This is a genomic window from Streptomyces sp. S465 (genome assembly GCF_026898115.1).
In the GTDB taxonomy this organism is placed as follows: domain Bacteria; phylum Actinomycetota; class Actinomycetes; order Streptomycetales; family Streptomycetaceae; genus Streptomyces; species Streptomyces luomodiensis.
Genome location: NZ_CP114036.1, coordinates 9,571,231 through 9,590,543, shown reverse-complemented (window position 1 = coordinate 9,590,543; position 19,313 = coordinate 9,571,231). Strand labels below are relative to the sequence as shown.

General features: G+C 71.3%; 1 protein-coding gene. It reads right to left on the bottom strand.

Annotation, left to right across the window (positions count from 1 at the left end; genetic code table 11):
* Positions 1 to 8 precede the first annotated feature (8 nt).
* On the bottom strand, positions 9 to 19,202 hold the full coding sequence (locus N6H00_RS39770) for a non-ribosomal peptide synthase/polyketide synthase (RefSeq protein WP_268976778.1): 19,194 nt from the start codon (positions 19,200 to 19,202) through the stop codon (positions 9 to 11).
* Positions 19,203 to 19,313: the final 111 nt, after the last annotated feature.

The following is a 19,313-nucleotide window of genomic DNA, read 5'->3' as shown; positions in this document are numbered from 1 at the left end:
GCGGCAGATCAGCACCCGGGAAAGGGAATCCCCCCGAAAAGGGGCTCATCAGCCTCAGCCAGGCCCAGTTCGTTCGCCACGATGTCCCAGATCTGCCGGGCGGCCTTGGAGTTCAGCAGCATCTCGCGGTGCGAGCGGTCGAGTGTGTGCTCCAGCACCTCGCCGGAGACCAAGGGGCGCCACAGGCCGGCCTTCGGGTCCGAGTCGCCGGAGATCAGCAGCAGGTTGCCGGCTGTCTTCCGCGTCTGGTGCGCCAGCAGGATCTTGGTGTTGTTGCGCACGATTCGGACGTACGCCTCGTGCTCCTCACCGGTAAGCGCCTCGGCCACCGTGTCCTCCTGCTCGGCGAAGCCCGCCCGCACCTCGGCGGTAGGACGGCCGTCCACCGGGGCCGAGTCGAGCACGACCAAGGCCGCCACCTCTTCACCGGCCTCCTCCAGTTGAGCGGCCATCTCCTGGACGACGTGGCCGCCGAAAGACCAGCCGAGCAGGTGGTACGGGCCGTTGGCCTGCACGGTACGGATCTGCGCGACGTAGTCGGCAGCCATCTGCGACAGGGAATCAGGCAGCTCGGCCGAGGCCGCGTCCAAGCCCCGGGGCCGCAGGGCGTAGAACGGATACCGCTTTGGTGCGCAGTCGGCCAGCCAGCCGTATTCCCAGCCGAGCCCCATGATGGCGTGGGCGCAGAAGAACGGCGCGTGGTCGCCGGTCGACCGTATCGGCACCAGCACATCCGTGGCCTTCTGCTCGCCACCCTCGGTGATCCGGCCGAGGAGGCCGGCCACGGTCGGCGCCTCGAACACCGCCCGCATCGGCACCTCGATGCCCAGGACCGCCCGGATCCGGTTGACCAGGCTCACCGCCATCAGCGAGTGCCCGCCCAGCTCGAAGAAACTCTCCTCGGCCCCGACGGACGACACCCCGAGCACCTGCTCGAAGATCGAGCAGAGCAGCTGCTCCCGCAGCGTGACCGGGCCCCGCCCGCCCCTTCCGGTGCCGGCCGAGTAGTCCGGCGCGGGCAGCGCGGCCCGGTCCAGCTTGCCGTTCGCCGTCAACGGCAGCCGCTCCAGCGTCACCACCGCCGACGGCACCATGGACTCCGGCAACCGGCTCGCCGCGAACTGCCGCACCACCGCAGCCAGCCGCACTGCGGCGTCACCGACTCCGGCGTCACCAGCTCCCCCGTCACCGCTCCCGGAGTCCGGAACGACATAGGCCACCAAGCGCGGGTCACCGGGGGTGTCCTCCCGGGCGACGACCGCCGCCTGCGCCACCTGCCGGTGCCCGGTCAGCGCCGCCTCGATCTCACCCGGCTCGATCCGGACCCCCCGAATCTTCACCTGCTCATCCACACGGCCGACGAACACCAAGCGACCCTCGGCGTCCCACCGCACCACATCCCCGGTCCGGTACATCAGCTCACCCGCCGGCCCGAACGGGCAGGCCACGAACCGCTCGGCCGTCAGCGCCGGTCGTCCCAGATACCCCCGGGCCAGCCCGTCGCCGGCCACGTACAACTCACCGGCCACGCCCGGCGGTACGGGCCGGAGCCCTCCATCGAGCACATACGCCCGGGTGTTCCGGATGGGCCGTCCGATCGGCACCGTCCCGCCGTCCCGCTCCGGATCGCACCGCCATGAGGTGACGGCGACCGAGGCTTCGGTGGGACCGTAGAGGTTGTGCAACGGCACCGCCAGCACCGCCTGGAAGCGGTCGCGCACCGGCGCCGGGAGCGCCTCCCCGATGCATAGGACCGCCCGCAGAGTGGTGCACTTCTCCACGGCGACGTCTTCCAGGAACGCCCGCAGCATGGAGGGAACGAACTGAATGACCGTCACCTGTTCCCTGCTGATCAACTCGGTCAGGTACGCGGGATCCCGATGCCCGCCCGGCCGGGCCATCACCATCCCGGCACCGTTCAGCAACGGCCAGAACAGCTCCCATACCGACGCGTCGAACCCGAACGACGCCTTCTGCACGATCCGGTCAGCCGCTCGCAGGCCGAACTCCTCCTGCATCCACGCCAGTTGGTTGACCACCCCGTGGTGCGGGACGGTCACCCCCTTCGGGGTGCCGGTGGACCCGGAGGTGTACATCACATAGGCCGGATGGCCGGGCCGCAGTGGCGTTGTCCGGTCGGTGTCGGTGACCGCGCGGACGTCGGCCGCGGCCACGGCCGACCGCACCGCCGGATCGTCCAGCCTGATCCACTCCGCCGCGGTCCGCGCCGACTCGGGTTGGCCGGGATGGCGTTCCAGCAGGCGGGCGGTGACCTCGCCGGTGCTCACCACAACCCCGGGGGAGGCGTCGGCGAGCACCTGGTCGATGCGGTGGAGCGGCTGGTCGGGGTCGATGGACAGGTAGGCGCCGCCGGTCTTGATGACGGCCAGGAGTGCGACGACCTGTTCCACCGAGCGGTCGAGGACCACACCCACCACGGTTTCCGGCCCCGCCCCATGGCCGATCATGTACCGGGCGAGGCTGTTGGTCCGCGCCTCCAGCTCGGCGTAGGAGACCCGCTCGCCCTCGGAGACCAGCGCGATGGCGCCGGGGGCGCGGTCGGCCTGCCGGCGGAACAGATCGGCGAGGGTCACGTCCGGCACCGGGCGGGCGGTGTCGTTCCACTCCTGGAGCATCCGCTGCCGTTCCGCGCCGTCGAGCAGGTCGATGCGGTGGACCGGCATGGTGGGGTCGGCGGTGACCGCCTCCAGGACCCGCACCAGCCGGGCCGCCAGCGTCTCCACGGTGCGCTGGTCGAACAGCTCGGCCGCGAACACGATCCCGCCGTCCAGGCCGACCGGCGTCCCCGCTTCGTCACACCGCTCGTGGACCTCGATGTCCAGGTCGAACCTGGCCGACAGCAACCCGGCGGGTTTTTCGGCCACCCGCACACCGGGCAGCCGCGGCACCGCCGGAGGGTTGTTCTGCACGGCGAGCAGGACCTGGAAGAGCGGGGGCCGGGCCATCGAACGGGCAGGGGCGAGCTCCTCCACCAGGCGCTCAAAGGGAACGTCCTGGTGCTCGAACGCCTCCAGACTGGCCGCGCGCACCCTGTCGAGCAGCTCCACGAAGTCCGGGTCACCTGACAGATCGGTGCGCAGCACAAGGGTGTTGGCGAAGAACCCGACCAGGTTGTCCAGGGCCTGATCCAGCCGCCCGGCCACCGGGCTGCCGATCACGATGTCCCGGCCGGCGCCGCTCTTCGACAACAGCACCGCGACCGCCGCATGGAGCAGCATGAACATCGTCACCCCCTGACCGCGCGCCAGCTCGGTCAGCCGTGCATACACCTGCGCCGGTATCCGCAGCGGCACCCATCCGGCACGACGGCTGGCCACCGCCGGCCGCGCCCGGTCCACCGGGAGGGCGAGCTCCTGGGGCGCCGCCCGAAGCCGGTCCTTCCAGTAGGCCACCTGCCTGGCCAGCACGCTCTCAGGGTCATCCCTGTCGCCCAGCAGCGCCCGCTGCCACAGCGTGTAGTCGACGTAACTCACCGGCAGCGGCTCCCAATCCGGCGTACGGCCGGCACACCGTGCCGCGTACGCCTCCGACAGGTCCCGCCACAGCGGACCCATCGACCACCCGTCACTGACGATGTGGTGGAGGACCACCGAGAGCACCCATTCCTCGCCGTCGGGCGACTCACCGTGGATCAGACGGAACAGGTCGGTCCTGAGCGGCAGTTCGGCGGCGAGGTCGAAGGCGTGGGCGGCGAGCCGGCCGAGGCGCTCCTCCAGCTCCTCGGCCTCAACGGCGGTGACCGGCAGCTCGATGGCCACCTCTTCGACGGGCCGGATTCGCTGGGTCGGCTGATCACCCACCAGGGGAAAGGTGGTCCGCAGGCTCTCGTGCCGGGCCACGACATCGGCGAGGGCCGCCCGCAGGGCCGCGGTGTCCAGGTGCCCGGACAGCCGCAACCGCAGGCAGATGTTGTACATGTGGTTGGGGCCCTCGAGCCGGTCCAGGAACCACAGTCGGCTCTGCGCGTAGGACACCGGCAGCTCGCGCGGACGCGCCATGGCCACCACCGCCGGCCGCGCCGGGCCACCGCGCTGTGTCAGCCTCCGGGCGAGACCGGCCGCGGTCGGCGCCTCGAACACGGTGCGCACGGAGATCTCCACCCCGAGGACTGCCCGGATGCGGCTGACCAGTCGCACCGCCAGCAGGGAATGCCCACCCAGGGCGAAGAAGTCGTCCTCGACCCCGACCCGCGGTAGCCCCAGTACCTGCGCGAACACCGAGCACACAAGCTCCTCGCGGGCGGTGGCCGGCGTCCGTCCCGCACCGGCGCCGAAGGCGTGGTCCGGCTCCGGGAGCGCGGCGCGGTCGACCTTGCCGTTCACCGTCAGCGGCAGCCGCTCCAGCACCACCACCGCCGACGGCACCATGTGCGACGGAAGCCGGGCCGCCAGGGACTCCCGTATCGCGCCGGCCACCGCGGACCCGTCCGGCTTTCCGGCGAGAGCGGCGTCGGACGGCACCACATAGCCGTTCAGGCGCTTGCCACCCGAGGTGGCCTCGCGGGCGACGACCACCGCCTGGGCGACCAGCTCGTGCGCGGCCAGCATCGCCTCCACCTCGGCGGGTTCGACACGGAAGCCGCTGATCTTCACCTGGTCGTCCGTGCGGCCCACGAACTCCAACTGCCCGCCACGGGCCCAGCGCACCAGGTCGCCCGTCCGGTACATCCGCGCACCGGCCCCCTCGAAGGGGCAGGCCACGAACCGCTCACCGGTCTGCCCCGGACGGTTCAGATACCCCCGGGCCAGCCCCCCGCCGGCCAGATACAGTTCTCCGGCCACTCCCACCGGCACCGGAGCCAGCCGCTCGTCCAGCACATACGCCCGGGTGTCGGCCAGCGGGCGCCCGATGGGGATGTCGCTCCCGTCGCCGACGTCAACCTCGGTGACCGGGTGGGTGTGGGTGTAGGTGGTGCTCTCCGTCGGGCCGTACCCGTTGATGAGCCGGGTGCGCGGCAGGGCTTGGAGAAGGGTCCGGCACTGCGGTACCGAGAGCACGTCCCCGCCCGTGAGGAGGCTGCGGACGCCTCGCAGCGCCTCCACGTCGATGTCCACCACCTGGTGCAACAGCCCCGTGGGCAGCACCGCGACGGTGACCTGGTGGCTGGTCAGGAAGCGGCTGAGAGCGGCCACGGACGGCGTTCCGGCGGGGCCGACCGCGAGTGTCGCCCCATGGGCCAGGGCGATCCACATCTCGAAGGTGGTGCAGTCGAACGACACCGAGGCGAGGTGCGCCACGACGTCGCCGGGACGTACATCGGCGTACTCGGCCGGACGGACCAGGCGGTCGATTCCCCGATGGGTGACCGTGACCCCCTTGGGGGTGCCGGTGGAGCCCGAGGTGTAGATGACGTAGGCGGCCTGGTCAGGACGCGGCGGTGCGGCACGGTCCAGTCGGGTGAGCGGGCCGTCGTCCTTCCCGGCCACCGCCGCCCGCACCGCCGGATCGTCCAGCGTGATCCGGTCCGGGCCCGACTCCGGGTCGAGGGGGCCGGAGTCGGGCTGGTCGAGTCGGCCGGCGAAGGACGCCGTGGTGACCAGGGCGACCGGGGCCGCGTCGGCCACCATGAGACCGATGCGACCAGTGGGATACGTCGGGTCGATCGGCAGATAGGCGGCCCCGGCCTTCAGCACTGCCAGCAGCACGCCGATCCTCTGGGGCGAACGGTCCATCACCACCGCGACAACAGACTCGGGGCGCACCCCGTGGTCGATCAGGTGCCGGGCGAGGCGGTTGGATTCCGCGTCGAGCTGCGCGTACGTCATCCGCTCGTCGCCGCAGACCAGCGCGACGGCGTCGGGGGTACGGGCGGCCTGCGCGGCGAACAGCTCGGGCACGGTGGCGGCGGGTTCCGGGCGTGCTGTGTCGTTCCACTCGGTCAGGATCCGCCGCCGCTCGCCGGCGACGAGCGGATCGATTCCGTGGAGGGACCGGTGGGGGTCGGCGGCGACCGTGCCCAGGATGTGGACCAGCCGGGTGGCGAGCGTCTCGGCCGTGGCCCGGTCGAAGAGATCGGAGGCGTAGGTGATCCCGCCGTTCACACCGGCCGGCCGGCCCTGGTCGTCGAAGCGCTCTTCGACGTGGAAGTCGAGGTCGAACTTGGCCATGGAGACCTCGGAGGGCCGGGCCTCGATGTCCAGGCCCGGCAGGTCGATCGTCGCCTGGGGAACGTTCTGCACCGCCAGCATGACCTGGAACAGCGGGTGCCTGGTCAGCGAGCGGGCCGGGGCGAGCTCCTCCACCAGCCGCTCGAACGGCACCTCCTGGTGCTCCAGCGCACCCAGCGCCCTCTTCCGCACCCGCCCCAACAGCTCGGCGAAGCCCGGGTCGCCGGACAGGTCGGTGCGCACCACCAGCGTGTTCACGAAGAACCCGACCAGGTCCTCCACGGCCTGGTCGTTCCGCCCGGCCACCGGGCTGCCGATCGGAATGTCCTCACCCGCGCCCAGCTTCGACAGCAGCACCGCCACCGCGGCCTGCCACACCATGAACATCGTCACACCCTGCCGGGCCGCCAGCTCCGCCAACGCGGCATGCAGGTCGGCCCGCAGGGTCAGCGGCACCCAGCCACCGCGGCGACTGGCCACCGCGGGCCGCCGCCGGTCCACCGGAAGCTCCAACTCCTCCGGCGCACCCCGCAGCTCGGCCCTCCAATAAGCCACCTGGCCGGCCAGCACACTGTCCGGATCCTCCAGATCGCCGAGCATCCCCCGCTGCCACAGCGCGTAGTCCGCGTAACTCACCGGCAACGGCTCCCAACCCGGCGCACGCCCGGCGCGGCGGGCGGCGTAGGCGGCCGACAGGTCCCGTAGCAGCACCCCCATGGACCAGCCGTCGGCCACGATGTGGTGCACGACCAGCACCAGCACGCAGTCGCCCGTGACCATCCACCCGGCATCGGGTGACGGCCGGCCGGTTCCCGAGGTGAACAGCGTGGCGCGCAGGGGCGGCTCGCTCGCGAGGTCGAACGCGTGCGAGCACGCCCGGTCGGTCTCCGCGTCCAGCTCGCCGACGGCGACCGGGACCACGGGCAGGTCGACGCCCGCCTCGGCGACGGGCACGATCTCCTGGTAGGGCTCCCCCTCCACCTGCGGGAACCGCGTCCGCAGACTCTCGTGCCGCGCCACCACATCGCCCAGCGCCGCCCGCAGCGCGGCCACGTCCAGCCGCCCGGACAACCGCAGCACCAGCGGAATGTTGTACAAGGCGCTCGCGCCCTCGAGCCGGTCCACGAACCACAACCTCCGCTGGGCGTACGACAGCGGCAGCACCGGCGGACGCGGCCCGGCCACCACCGCAGGCCGCGCGGGCACACCACCGGCCTGTTCCAGCCGCGCCGCCAGACCGGCCACCGTCGGCGCATCGAACACCGCCGGGACCGGGACCTCCAGGCCCATGACCGCCCGGATCCGGCTGACCAACCGCACGGCCAGCAGGGAATGCCCGCCCAGCGCGAAGAAGTCGTCCTCCACGACGACCCGGGGCACGTCGAGCACCTGGGCGAACACCGCGCACAAAAGCTCCTCGTACACGGTGGCCGGCTGCCTGGCCGTTCCGGTGCCGGTGCCGGACACGCGGCGCGGCGCGGGCAGCGCGGCCCGGTCGACCTTGCCGTTCACCGTCAACGGCAGCCGCTCCAGCACCACCACCGCCGACGGAACCATGTACTGCGGCAGCCGGTTCGCCATGAAGTCCCGCGCCACCGTGGCCAGTCCCGCGTCCGCCGCGTCCTGGGTGGGCACGGCGTAGGCGGCGAGGTACTTGTCACCGGGGGTGTCCTCGCGGGCGACGACGACCGCCTGGGCCACCTGCTCGTGTCGGGCCAGCACCGCCTCGACCTCACCCGGCTCGACACGGAAGCCACGGATCTTCACCTGGTCGTCCGCCCGGCTCACGAACTCCAACTGACCGGCGCGGTTCCACCGCACCACGTCGCCGGTCCGGTACATGCGCCCACCGCCGCCTTCGAACAGGCAGGCCACGAACCGCTCACCGGTCAGCCCGGGACGGTTCAGATACCCCCGGGCCAGGCCGGCGCCGGCGATGTACAGCTCACCGGCCACCCCCGCCGGCACGGGGTTGAGATAGTCGTCGAGCACGTATATCCGCGTGTTCTCCAGCGGATACCCGACCGGCACGACATCCCCGATCGCCTTGGGGTCCCGGATCGGGATCTGGGTACCGATGACGGTCACCTCGGTCGGGCCGTAGGTGTTGCGGACCGTGATCGAGGGCACGGCCTCCAGCACCTGCCGTACCGCCGCGGCGGGGACCACGTCGGCGCCGGTGAACACCTCGTGCAGCCCGGCGAAGGCGGTGGGGTCCTCCTCGGCGATCACCCGGAACAGACCCGCGGTCAGCTGGGCGTGGGTCAGCTCGTGGTCGCTGACCAGCGACCTGAGCAGCGCCGCGCCAATCCGGCCCCGGGGGGCGACGACCACCTGTCCGCCGGTCAGCAGCCGTACCCACAGCTCGAGGGTGGAGCCGTCGAAGGTGTGCGGCGCGGCGAACAGACCCCGGGCCTGCCCGGGGAAGTGCCAGCAGCGGTCACCGGCCAGTTCCACCACGTCCCGGTGGGTGGTCGCGATGCCCTTGGGCTCACCCGTCGATCCGGAGGTGAACATCACGTAGGCCAACTGGTCGGGCAGGACCCGCACCGGTACGGCCGAGTCCGGCGCTTCGGCCCACCCGGCGCCCGCCTCGTCCGCGTCGGCCACGACCACCGTGCCGACGTGCTCCCGCACGGTCGGCGCGTACACCTGGTCGACCAGGCACACCTCCACATCGGCCTGCCGCAGCACCTGCCCGATGCGCTGGGTCGGCTGGCCGGGGTCGACGGGCACATACGCGCCGCCGGCCTTCAGCACCGCCAGCAGAGCGGTCACAAGGTCGATCGACCGGTCCATGACCACGCCGACGAGGGACTCGGGGGCCACCCCGCGGTCGATCAGATGCCGGGCGAGACGATTGGACCGGGCCTCCAGCTCACCGTACGAGACCCGCTCCTCGCCAGACGCCAAGGCAATGGCCTCAGGGGCGCGCGTGGCGTGCGCGGTGAACAACGCCGGCACCGTGACGGCGGCCGGGCGGCGGTCGCCGCTCCATTCCGTCAGCAGTCGCCGTCGCTCGGCGGAGTCCAGCAGGTCCAGGCGGCTGACGGGACGGGCAGGGTCGGCGGTGACGGTCTTCAAGAGGCGGATCAGCCGGGTGACCAGCGTCTCCGCCGTGGTCTGGTCGAACAGGTCGGTGGCGTACGTGAGCCCGCCGCGCAGGCCGCCGGGCCGTCCCTGATCGTCGAACACCTCGACGACTTGGAAGTCGAGGTCGAGCTTGGCCATGGTGGCCCCGCTCGGGCGCGCTTCGACGTCCAGGCCCGGCAGGTCGATCGTCGCCTCGGGAACGTTCTGCACCGTCATGGTGACCTGGAACAGCGGGTGCCTGGTCAGCGAGCGGGCCGGGGCGAGCTCCTCCACCAGCCGCTCGAACGGCACCTCCTGCTGCTCCAGCGCACCCAGCGCCCTTTTCCGCACCCGCCCCAACAGCTCGGCGAAGCCCGGGTCACCGGACAGGTCGGTGCGCACCACCAGCATGTTCATGAACAACCCGACCAGGTCCTCCACCGCCTGGTCGGTCCGTCCGGCGATCGCGCTGCCGATCGGGATGTCCTGACCGGCACCTAGCTTGGACAGCAGCACCGCAAGGGCGGCCTGCCACACCATGAACATCGTCACGCCCTCGGCACGGGCCAGCTCCGCCAGGTCGGCATGGAGTTCCGGCGGAACGTCGATCACCGCCCAGCCGCCTCGATGGCTGGCCACCGCGGGCCGCCGCCGGTCCACCGGAAGCTCCAACTCCTCCGGCGCACCCCGCAGCTCGGCCCTCCAATAAGCCACCTGGCCGGCCAGCACACTGTCCGGATCCTCCAGATCGCCGAGCATCCCCCGCTGCCACAGCGCGTAGTCCGCGTAACTCACCGGCAACGGCTCCCAGCCCGGCGCACGTCCCGCACACCTCGCCGCGTACGCCACCGACAGATCCCGCCACAGCAGCCCCATCGACCACCCGTCGCCCGCGATGTGGTGCACGACCAGCACCAGCACGGACTCACCCGTCACCACCAGGCCATCCTCTGCCGGCGGCTGGTCCGAGAGGGGCGCGAACAGTGTGGCCCGCACGGGCAACTCGCGCGCGAGGTCGAAGGCGTGGCACGCCGATTGCTCGATCTCCGCTTCCAGCTCGTCGGCGGCGACCGGGACCACCGGCAGGTCCACGCCCGCCTCAGAAACAGGCACGATCTCCTGGTAGGGCTCCCCCTCCACCTCCGGGAACCGCGTCCGCAGACTCTCGTGCCGCGCCACCACATCGCCCAGCGCCGCCCGCAGCGCCGCCACGTCCAGCCGCCCGGACAACCGCAGCACCAGCGGCACGTTGTACAAGGCGCTCGCGCCCTCGAGCCGGTCCACGAACCACAACCGCCGCTGGGCGTACGACAGCGGCAGCACCGGCGGACGCTCCCCGGCCACCACCGCAGGCCGCGCGGGCACACCACCGGCCCGCTCCAGCCGCACCGCCAGAGCGGCCACCGTCGGCGCCTCGAAAAGGGCACGGACGGGCAGTTCGACTCCCAGCACGGTGCGGATCCGGCTGGCCAGCCGCACCGCCTGCAGCGAATGTCCGCCCAGCTCGAAGAAACTGTCGTCGACCCCGACCTGCGGCACGCCCAGCACCTGGGCGAAGACCGCGCACAGAAGCTCCTCGCGCACCGTGGCCGGTCGCCTTCCCGGTGCCGCGCCGGATCGGGCAGGCAGGGCGGCGGAGGCGGGTTCCGCCTGCTCTTCCGCCCGGCGCACGAGTTCCAGCCGGCCGGCGCGGTTCCACCGCACCACGTCCCCGGTGCGGTACATCCGTGCACCGGGTTCCTCAAACGGACAGGCCACAATCTGCCCGGCGACCGGCCCCGGACGGTGCCGTTCCCCACGGGTGAGCCCGGCGCCGGCGATGTACAGCTCACCGGCCACCCCCGGCGGTACCGGTTCGAGATAGGCGTCCAGGACGTAGACACGCGTGTTGGCCGGCGGATACGCGATCGATGGGCGCTCCCCATCGGGTACCGGCGCCGCGGCGTCGAACGCACGGGCGGGCCGCGCGCCGAACAGCTCCGGCACCGTGCCCGCCGGCACTGAACGCGCGGCATCACTCCACTCTGTCAGGATCCGCTGCCGCTCCGCGGCGTCCAGCAGGCCGATTACACGGATGGGCCGCCGGGGATCACTCACGACTGCCCGCAAGACCCGGATCAGCCGGGTGACGAGCATGTCCACCGTGGCCTGGTCGAACAGATCGATGGCATACACGATGCCGCCGTCCAGACCGGCCGGCAGACCCCGCGCGTCGAAACGCTCGATGACCTCGAGGTCCAAGTCGAACTTGGCGCCCTGTGCCCCGGACGGCATGACGCCGACCTCGACCCCGGGCAGGTCGAGCGCTGCGTCGGGGACGTTGTGCAGCGTCAGGGCGACCTGGAACAGCGGGTGCCTGGCCATGGAACGAACAGGGGCCAGCTCCTCCACCAGCCGCTCGAACGGCACGTCCTGGTGCTCCAGCGCGCCCAGAGCAGACCGCCGCACCCGCCCCAGCACCTCGGCGAAGGTCGGGTCACCGGACAGGTCGGTGCGCACCACCAGCGAGTTCACGAAGAACCCGACCAGCTCCTCCAGGGCCTGATCGTTGCGCCCGGCGACCGGGCTGCCGATGAGGACGTCCTCCCCCGCGCCCAGCTTGGACAGCAGGACCGCCACCGCGGCCTGCCACACCATGAACATCGTCACGCCCTCGGCACGGGCCAGCTCCGCCAGCTCGGTATGCAGTTCCGCAGGCACCTGGAAGCCGGCCAGCCCACCCCGGTGGCTGGCCTCCGCAGGCCGCGGCCGGTCCACCGGCAAGGCCAGTTCCTCCGGCGCCCCAGCCAGCGCCTGCCGCCAGTACGCCATCTGGCCGGCCAGCACGCTGTCCGGATCGTCCGTCTCACCCAGCACCTTCCGCTGCCACAGCGTGTAGTCCGCGTAACTCACCGGCAGCGGCTCCCAGCCCGGCGCACGCCCCGCACACCTCGCCGCGTACGCCACCGACAGATCCCGCCACAGCAGCCCCATCGACCACCCGTCGCCCGCGATGTGGTGCACGACCAGCACCAGCACGGACTCACCCGTCACCACCAGGCCATCCTCTGCCGGCGGCTGGTCCGGGACGCGCGCGAAAACAGTGGCCCGCAGCGGCAGTTCGGCCGCCGGGTCGAAGGCGTGGGAGGATGCCCGGTCGATCCGCGCCTCCAGCTCGTCGGCGGCGACCGGGATCACCGGCAGATCCACGTCCGCCTCGGCAACGGGCACGATCTCCTGGTACGGCTCCCCCTCCACCTCCGGGAACCGCGTCCGCAGACTCTCGTGCCGCGCCACCACATCGCCCAGCGCCGCCCGCAGCGCCGCCACGTCCAGCCGCCCGGACAATCGCAGCACCAGCGGCACGTTGTACAAGGCGCTCGCGCCCTCAAGCCGGTGCAGGAACCACAACCGGCGCTGAGCGTAGGACAGCGGCAGCACCGGCGGACGCGGCCCGGCCACCACCGCAGGCCGCGCAGGCACACCACCGGCCCGCTCCAGCCGCACCGCCAGAGCGGCCACGGTCGGCGCCTCGAACAGCGCCCGCACCGGCACCTCCGCGCCGAAGACCGCGCGGATCCTGCTGACCAGCCGCACCGCGAGCAGTGAATGCCCGCCAAGGGAGAAGAAGTCGTCCTCGGGCCCGACCCGGGGCTGGCCCAGCACCTGTGCGAAGAGCGAGCACAGCAGCTCCTCGCGCATGGTGACAGGGCTCCGTCCCGTGCCGGAGGCATAGTCCGGCACTGGGAGGGCGGCCCGGTCGAGCTTGCCGTTCGCCATCAGCGGCAGCCGCCCCAGCACCACGATCGCGGACGGAACCATGTACTCCGGCAGCATGTCCGCCAGGTACCGGCGTACTGCCGACTCCAGCCCTTCGCCAGCGGCCGTGCCGGGGTCGCCGGCGGGGACGAGGTAGGCCGTCAGTCGCTTGTCACCGGGAGTGTCCTCACGGACGATGACCACAGCCTGCCGCACCCGCCCGTGCCCGGAGAGCACCGCCTCGACCTCACCCGGCTCGATCCGGAAACCGCGGATCTTCACCTGGTCGTCAGCGCGGCCGACGTAGAGGAGCTGACCGTCCGCGGTCCAGCGCACCTTGTCGCCGGTGCGGTACATGCGCCCGCCTCGCCCGGCATCAGGCTGGGGGCACCTCCCGGCCGCCCCGCGGAACGGATCGGCCACGAACCGATCGGCGGTGAGCCCTGGGCGGTTCAGGTAACCCCGGGCGACACCGGCGCCGGAGACGTACAGGTCGCCCACCACCCCCACCGGCACGGGCGCGAGGTGTTCATCGAGGACGTAGACGCTCGTGTTGGGAAGCGGCCGGCCGATGCACGGCAGGTCACCGGGGCGCAGCGGGCCTGCGGAGGTCGCGATCACGGTGATCTCGGTCGGTCCGTACGCGTTGCCGAACCAGCGGCCGGCGCCCCACCGGTCGACGAGTTCGGCGCCCAGTGCCTCACCCGCGACCAGCAGCGTCCGTACGGACGCCAGTTCCGCCTCGGTCTCGACCATGCCGAGGACGGTGGGCGGCAGTTGCATGTGCGTGACGGCGTGCCGGGCGACCACACCGCCCAGTCCGGCTCCGGGGAGCAGTTGCTCGGCCGGCGCCACCACCAGGCATGCCCCTGCGGAGAACGCCATCATGATCTCCCAGGTCGCGACGTCGAAGCCGATCGACGCGAACTGCAACAGCCGGCTGTCGGAGTCCAGGTCCGGCCAGCGGTCGGCCAGGAGGTTCACGGCGTTCGCGTGCTCCACCACGACGCCCTTGGGCGTCCCGGTGGAGCCGGAGGTGTAGATCACATAGGCGGCGTGGTCCGGACGCAGGGCGGCGATCCGGTCGGCCTGGGTGAGGGCGCGCGGGTCGTGGCCGGCCACCGTCGCCCGGACCGCCGGGTCGTCCAGCGTGATCCACTGCGGGCCGGTCTCCGGCCCGCGTCCGTCCGCGTGGGATGCACGCAGTCGGCCTGCGATCGCCGTGGTGGTGAGCAGGGCGACGGGGGTGGCGTCGGCACACATGAAGGCGACGCGTTCGGCGGGCTGGGCGGGGTCGATGGGAAGGTAGGCGCCACCGGCCTTCACCACCGCCAGCAGCGCGGTGATCAGGTCGGGCGAGCGATCCATCACCACCGCGACCAGGGACTCCGGCCCCACTCCGCGCGTGATCAGATACCGGGCCAGGCGGTTGGAACGTGCCTCCAGCTCGGCGTAGGACAGCCGCACGTCGTCGTAGGCCAGAGCATCGGCATCGGGGGTGCGGGTGGCCTGGGCGGTGAACATGTCCGCCAGGGTGGTGACGGGCACCGGGCGGGCGGTGTCGTTCCACTCCGCCAGTATCCGCCACCGCTCGGCCGCGGGGAGGACGTCGATGTGCTCGAGCGGGGTGTCCGGATGCCGTTCCAGAGCGTTGATCAGGTTTTCGGTGGTGGTGTGCAGCAGGCGGGTGATCAGCTCCGGGTCGATCGCCGCGGCCACCTGCACCACGAAGGCGAACTCGTAGCCGCTGTCGTCCACGGACACGACCAGGGGGTAGTTGGTACGGTCCCAGGAGCCGAGGACCTCGGTCCCGTGTGGCCTGGGCGCCACCCAGTCGCCGCTGAAGAAGTGGCGGTAGTTCAGCAGAGCGGTGAACAGCGGAGCCGGGGCGCGGACGCCGCTGGCCCGCTGGGCAACGGCCAGTGAGGCGTGTTCGTGCACGATCAGGTCGGCCAGCTGGGTCTGCATCGAGCGCAGCGCGTCACGCACACTGATGCTGCTGCCGGTGCGCGCGCGCACCGGCAGCGTATTGATGAACAGTCCCGGGACACGGTCGGCACCCGCTCCGGCGTTCATCCGTCCGAACAGCACGGTGCCGAACACCACGTCATCGCGGGCGGACACCGACGCCAGGACGCGGGCCCACACGGTGTGGAACACCGTCGCCGGGCTCACCCCCAGCAGGCTGGCCTGCTGCCGCAACCGCACCGCCAACCGCCCGTCCACCGGCAGCCGGGCTTCCCTGACAGCCGTTCCATCCCCATCCACGTCCACCAGGCCGAACGGAGCCGTCGGCTCGGCCACGTCTCCCAGCAACCCCGCGAAGTACCGCTCGTGCTCGGCCGGAGGTACGCCCAGCCGTGCCTGCGCCACGAACGTGCGGAACGGCAAAGGCGCCGGGAGCTGGTCCCCTCGCCCGTCCAGGACCGCCTGCACCTCGTCCAACACCACATCCAGGGCAGTGTGATCCTGCACGAGGTGATGGAACTGCAACACCCCACGCCGGCGTTCACCGTCCGGGCCGGCCGCGACACACATGCGCAACAACGGACGCCGGCCGATGTCCATCGCCGATCCGCTCGCGGCCAGCAGCTCCTGAACCGCGTCAGAGGTTCCGCCGTCCAGGGTGATTTCCTCAACGGGGAAGGTGGCTTCGCGGAGTACCACCTGGACCGGCTCCCGCAAGCCTTCCCACAGGAACACCGTCCGGAATGTGTCATGCCGATCCACGACCGTCTGGAAAGCGTCCAGGTACCGGTCCAGACGGGCCTGGGAATCGAACTCCAACACGATGGACACGACGTACGCGTCGTTGCTGCCGTCCCGCATGAGGTGGTGGAAGAGGATGCCTTCCTGCAATGGCGCCAGCGGATACACGTCCGCCACGTTCGCCGCCCCACCCGGGACCTGCTCGACGATCCGGTCAATCTCCTCGCCGGTCAGATCGACGAGCGGCAGCATGTCCGGCGTGATCGCCTCTGCCCCCACCGGAATCATGTTCGGCGGGACCATGATTTCGGACTGACCGGCCACCACGGCCAGACTGGCCACCGTCGGTGCGGTGAACAACGACTGCACGTCAACTGTCAAAGCCCGCTGTCGCAGCCGTTCGACCAACGACACCGCGAGCAGCGAGTGCCCGCCCAACTCGAAGAAGTTGTCATCGATGCCCACCTGGGGCAGCCCGAGGACCTCAGCGAACTCCTCGCACAGGATCTCCTCCCGCCGTGTACGCGGCCCGTGCACCGACACGGACGTGTCAGGCGCCGGCAGCGCCTTCCGGTCCAGCTTCCCGTTCACCGTCAACGGCAGGCCGTCCAGCACCACCACCGCGGACGGCACCATGTACGTGGGCAGGCGCTCGCTCGCGTACGTACGCAGGGTCGCATCACGCCCGTGACCAGAGGCGGATTCAGCCCTTGCCGGAACCACATACGCCACCAGACGCTTGTCATCAGGCTGATCCTCTCGGACCACCACCGCGGCCTGCCCCACCCGTTCGTGGGCGAGCAGCACGGCTTCCACCTCGCCCGGCTCGATCCGGAAACCCCGGACCTTGACCTGCTCATCCGCCCGTCCCACGAACTCCAGCCGACCGCCACCGGTCCAGCGCACCACGTCCCCGGTCCGGTACATCCGCGCACCAGCACCCTCGAACGGGCAGGCTGTGAACCGCTCGGCGGTCAGGCCCGGACGGTGCAGGTAACCCCGGGCCAGCCCAGCACCGGCCACGTACAACTCACCCGCCACGCCCACCGGCACCGGATCGAGGAAGTCGTCGAGGACGTATACCCGAGTGTTGTCCAGCGGGTATCCGATGAGGCTGCCGAGGTGTTCCTCGTCCGCCATGGCCGCGTCGAGTCGGAGGTGGCTGACATGCACGGTGGTCTCGGTGATGCCGTACATGTTCACCAGCATCGGCGCCTCACCCCGGTGCCGGGCGTACCACTCCCGCAACCGGCGGAGATCAAGCGCCTCACCGCCGAACACCACCAGCCGCAGCGCCAGCTCGGCACCCACCTGCGCATGTTGCCCGTCGGCCCGCACGAGCTGGTAGAACGCCGAGGGCGTCTGGCTGAGCACCGTCACCCGCTCCCGCGCCAGCATGCGCAGGAACTCCTCGGGGGAGCGCGAGATCTCCAACGGAACCACCACCAGGCGCCCGCCGTGCAGCAACGCACCCCACAGCTCCCACACCGAGAAATCAAACGCGAAGGAATGGAACCAGGTCCACACGTCCCCGCTGTCGAAGCCGAACCGCTCCCCCGCCCCCTGCAAGAGGGCCGCCACATTGGCATGAGCGACGGAAACACCCTTGGGAGCACCGGTCGATCCGGAGGTATAGATGACATAGGCCGGATGCTCGGGCCGGAGTGGGGCGCCTCGGTCGGCCTGGACCAGGGCGTGTGCGTCCTGCCCGGCCACCGCGGCCCGCACCACCGGATCATCCAGCACGACCCACTGCGCCACGGACAGTCCGGCATGTGATCCTGCCCGGTCCAGGCGGCCGGAGACCGCAGCAGTCGTCAGCAAGGCGACGGGGGCCGCATCCGTCACCATCGAGGTGATGCGCTCGGACGGATATTCCGGGTCGACCGGCAGATACGCACCACCCGCCTTCATCACCGCCAGCAGCGCCGTGACCAGCTCGGGCGAGCGGTCCATCACCACCGCCACCAGCGACTCCGGACCCACACCCTTCGCGATCAGGTACCGGGCCAACCGGTTCGACTCCGCCTCCAGTTCGGCGTACGAGACCCGCTCCCCGCCCGATACCACCGCGACGGCCTCAGGAGTGCGTGCGGCCTGCGCGCCGAACAGCTCCGGCACCGTCGCGGCCGCCACCGGGCGCGCGGTGTCATTCCACTCGACCAGCGTCCGCCGGCGTTCGTCGGCGTCCACCACCTCGACCCGGTCCAGCCCGATGTCAGGATCGGCGACGACCTTGCGAAGGACCCGGACGAGGCGGGTGACGATGCCTTCGGCCGTGGCCCGGTCGAACAGGGCGGCGGCATAGATGAGCACGGCGTCCATACCGGCCGGCCGACCCTGGCCGTCGAATCGTTCCATCACCTGGAAGTCCAGGTCGAACTTGGCCAGGGGAATCTCGCTGGGGCAGGCCCGGACCGCCAGGCCCGGCAGGTCCACCGTCCCCTCGGGGGTGTTGTGGAGTGTGACGTTGACCTGGAACAGCGGGTGCCGGCCCGCCGAGCGGACCGGGGCCAGCTCCTCCACCAGCCGCTCGAACGGCAGGTCCTGGTGCTCCAGGGCGCCCAGGGCCGCCTGTCGCACCCGTCCCAAGAGCTCGCTGAAGGTCGGGACACCGGACAGGTCGGTGCGCACCACCAGCGTGTTCACGAAGAACCCGACCAGGTCCTCCAGGTCCTGGTCGGTCCGCCCGGCGACCGGGCTGCCGATCGGAATGTCCTCACCCGCGCCCAGCTTCGACAGCAGCACCGCCACCGCGGCCTGCCACACCATGAACAGGGTCACGTCCTGCCGTGCCGCCAGCTCCGCCAGCGCTGCGTGCAGTTCGGCCGGCAGGTCGAGCCGCACCAGTCCGCCGTCGTGATCGGCTGTCGCCGGCCGCGGCCGGTCCACCGGTAGGGCCAATTCCTCCGGCGCCCCGGCCAGGGCCTGCCGCCAGTACGCGAGCTGCCCGGCCAGCACACTGTCCGGGTCGTGCGCCTCACCCAGCAACTCCCGCTGCCACAGGCTGTAGTCGGCGTACTGCACCGGCAACGGCTCCCAGCACGGCTCACGTCCGGCGCACCGCGCCGCGTACGCCGCTGAGAGGTCCCGCCACAGCGGGGCCACCGACCATCCGTCGCCCGCGATGTGGTGCACCACCAGCACCAGCACACACTCACCGGTGACCACCAGGTCGCGTTCCGCCGGCGGTCCTCCGGACACCGGCGTGAGCAGTGTGGCCCGCAGGGGGATCTCGGCCGCCAGGTCGAAAACGTCCAGGGACGCTCGGACGACAGCGGAATCCAGCTCGTCGGCGGGGGTGGGAACCAGGGAAAGGTCGACGCTCGCTTCGTCCGGGGGAAGGATCTCCTGGTACGGCTCCCCGTCCACCTGCGGGAAACGCGTGCGCAGACTCTCGTGCCGGGCCAGGACATCGTTCAGCGCGGCCCGGAGCGCCACGACGTCCAGCCGTCCGGACATCCGCAGCACCAGCGGGATGTTGTAGAGCGCGGTCGGGCCTTCCAGCTGGTCCAGGAACCACATCTGACGCTGCGCATACGACGCGGGGATCACAAGAACTCCTTACGGGCGAGCGCATCCGACGAAGGAAGGAGAACGACTGTGGTCTTCAGGCAGTCGCAATCCGACGGCAGCCAGGGATCCAGACGCCAGTCCAAACCGTGC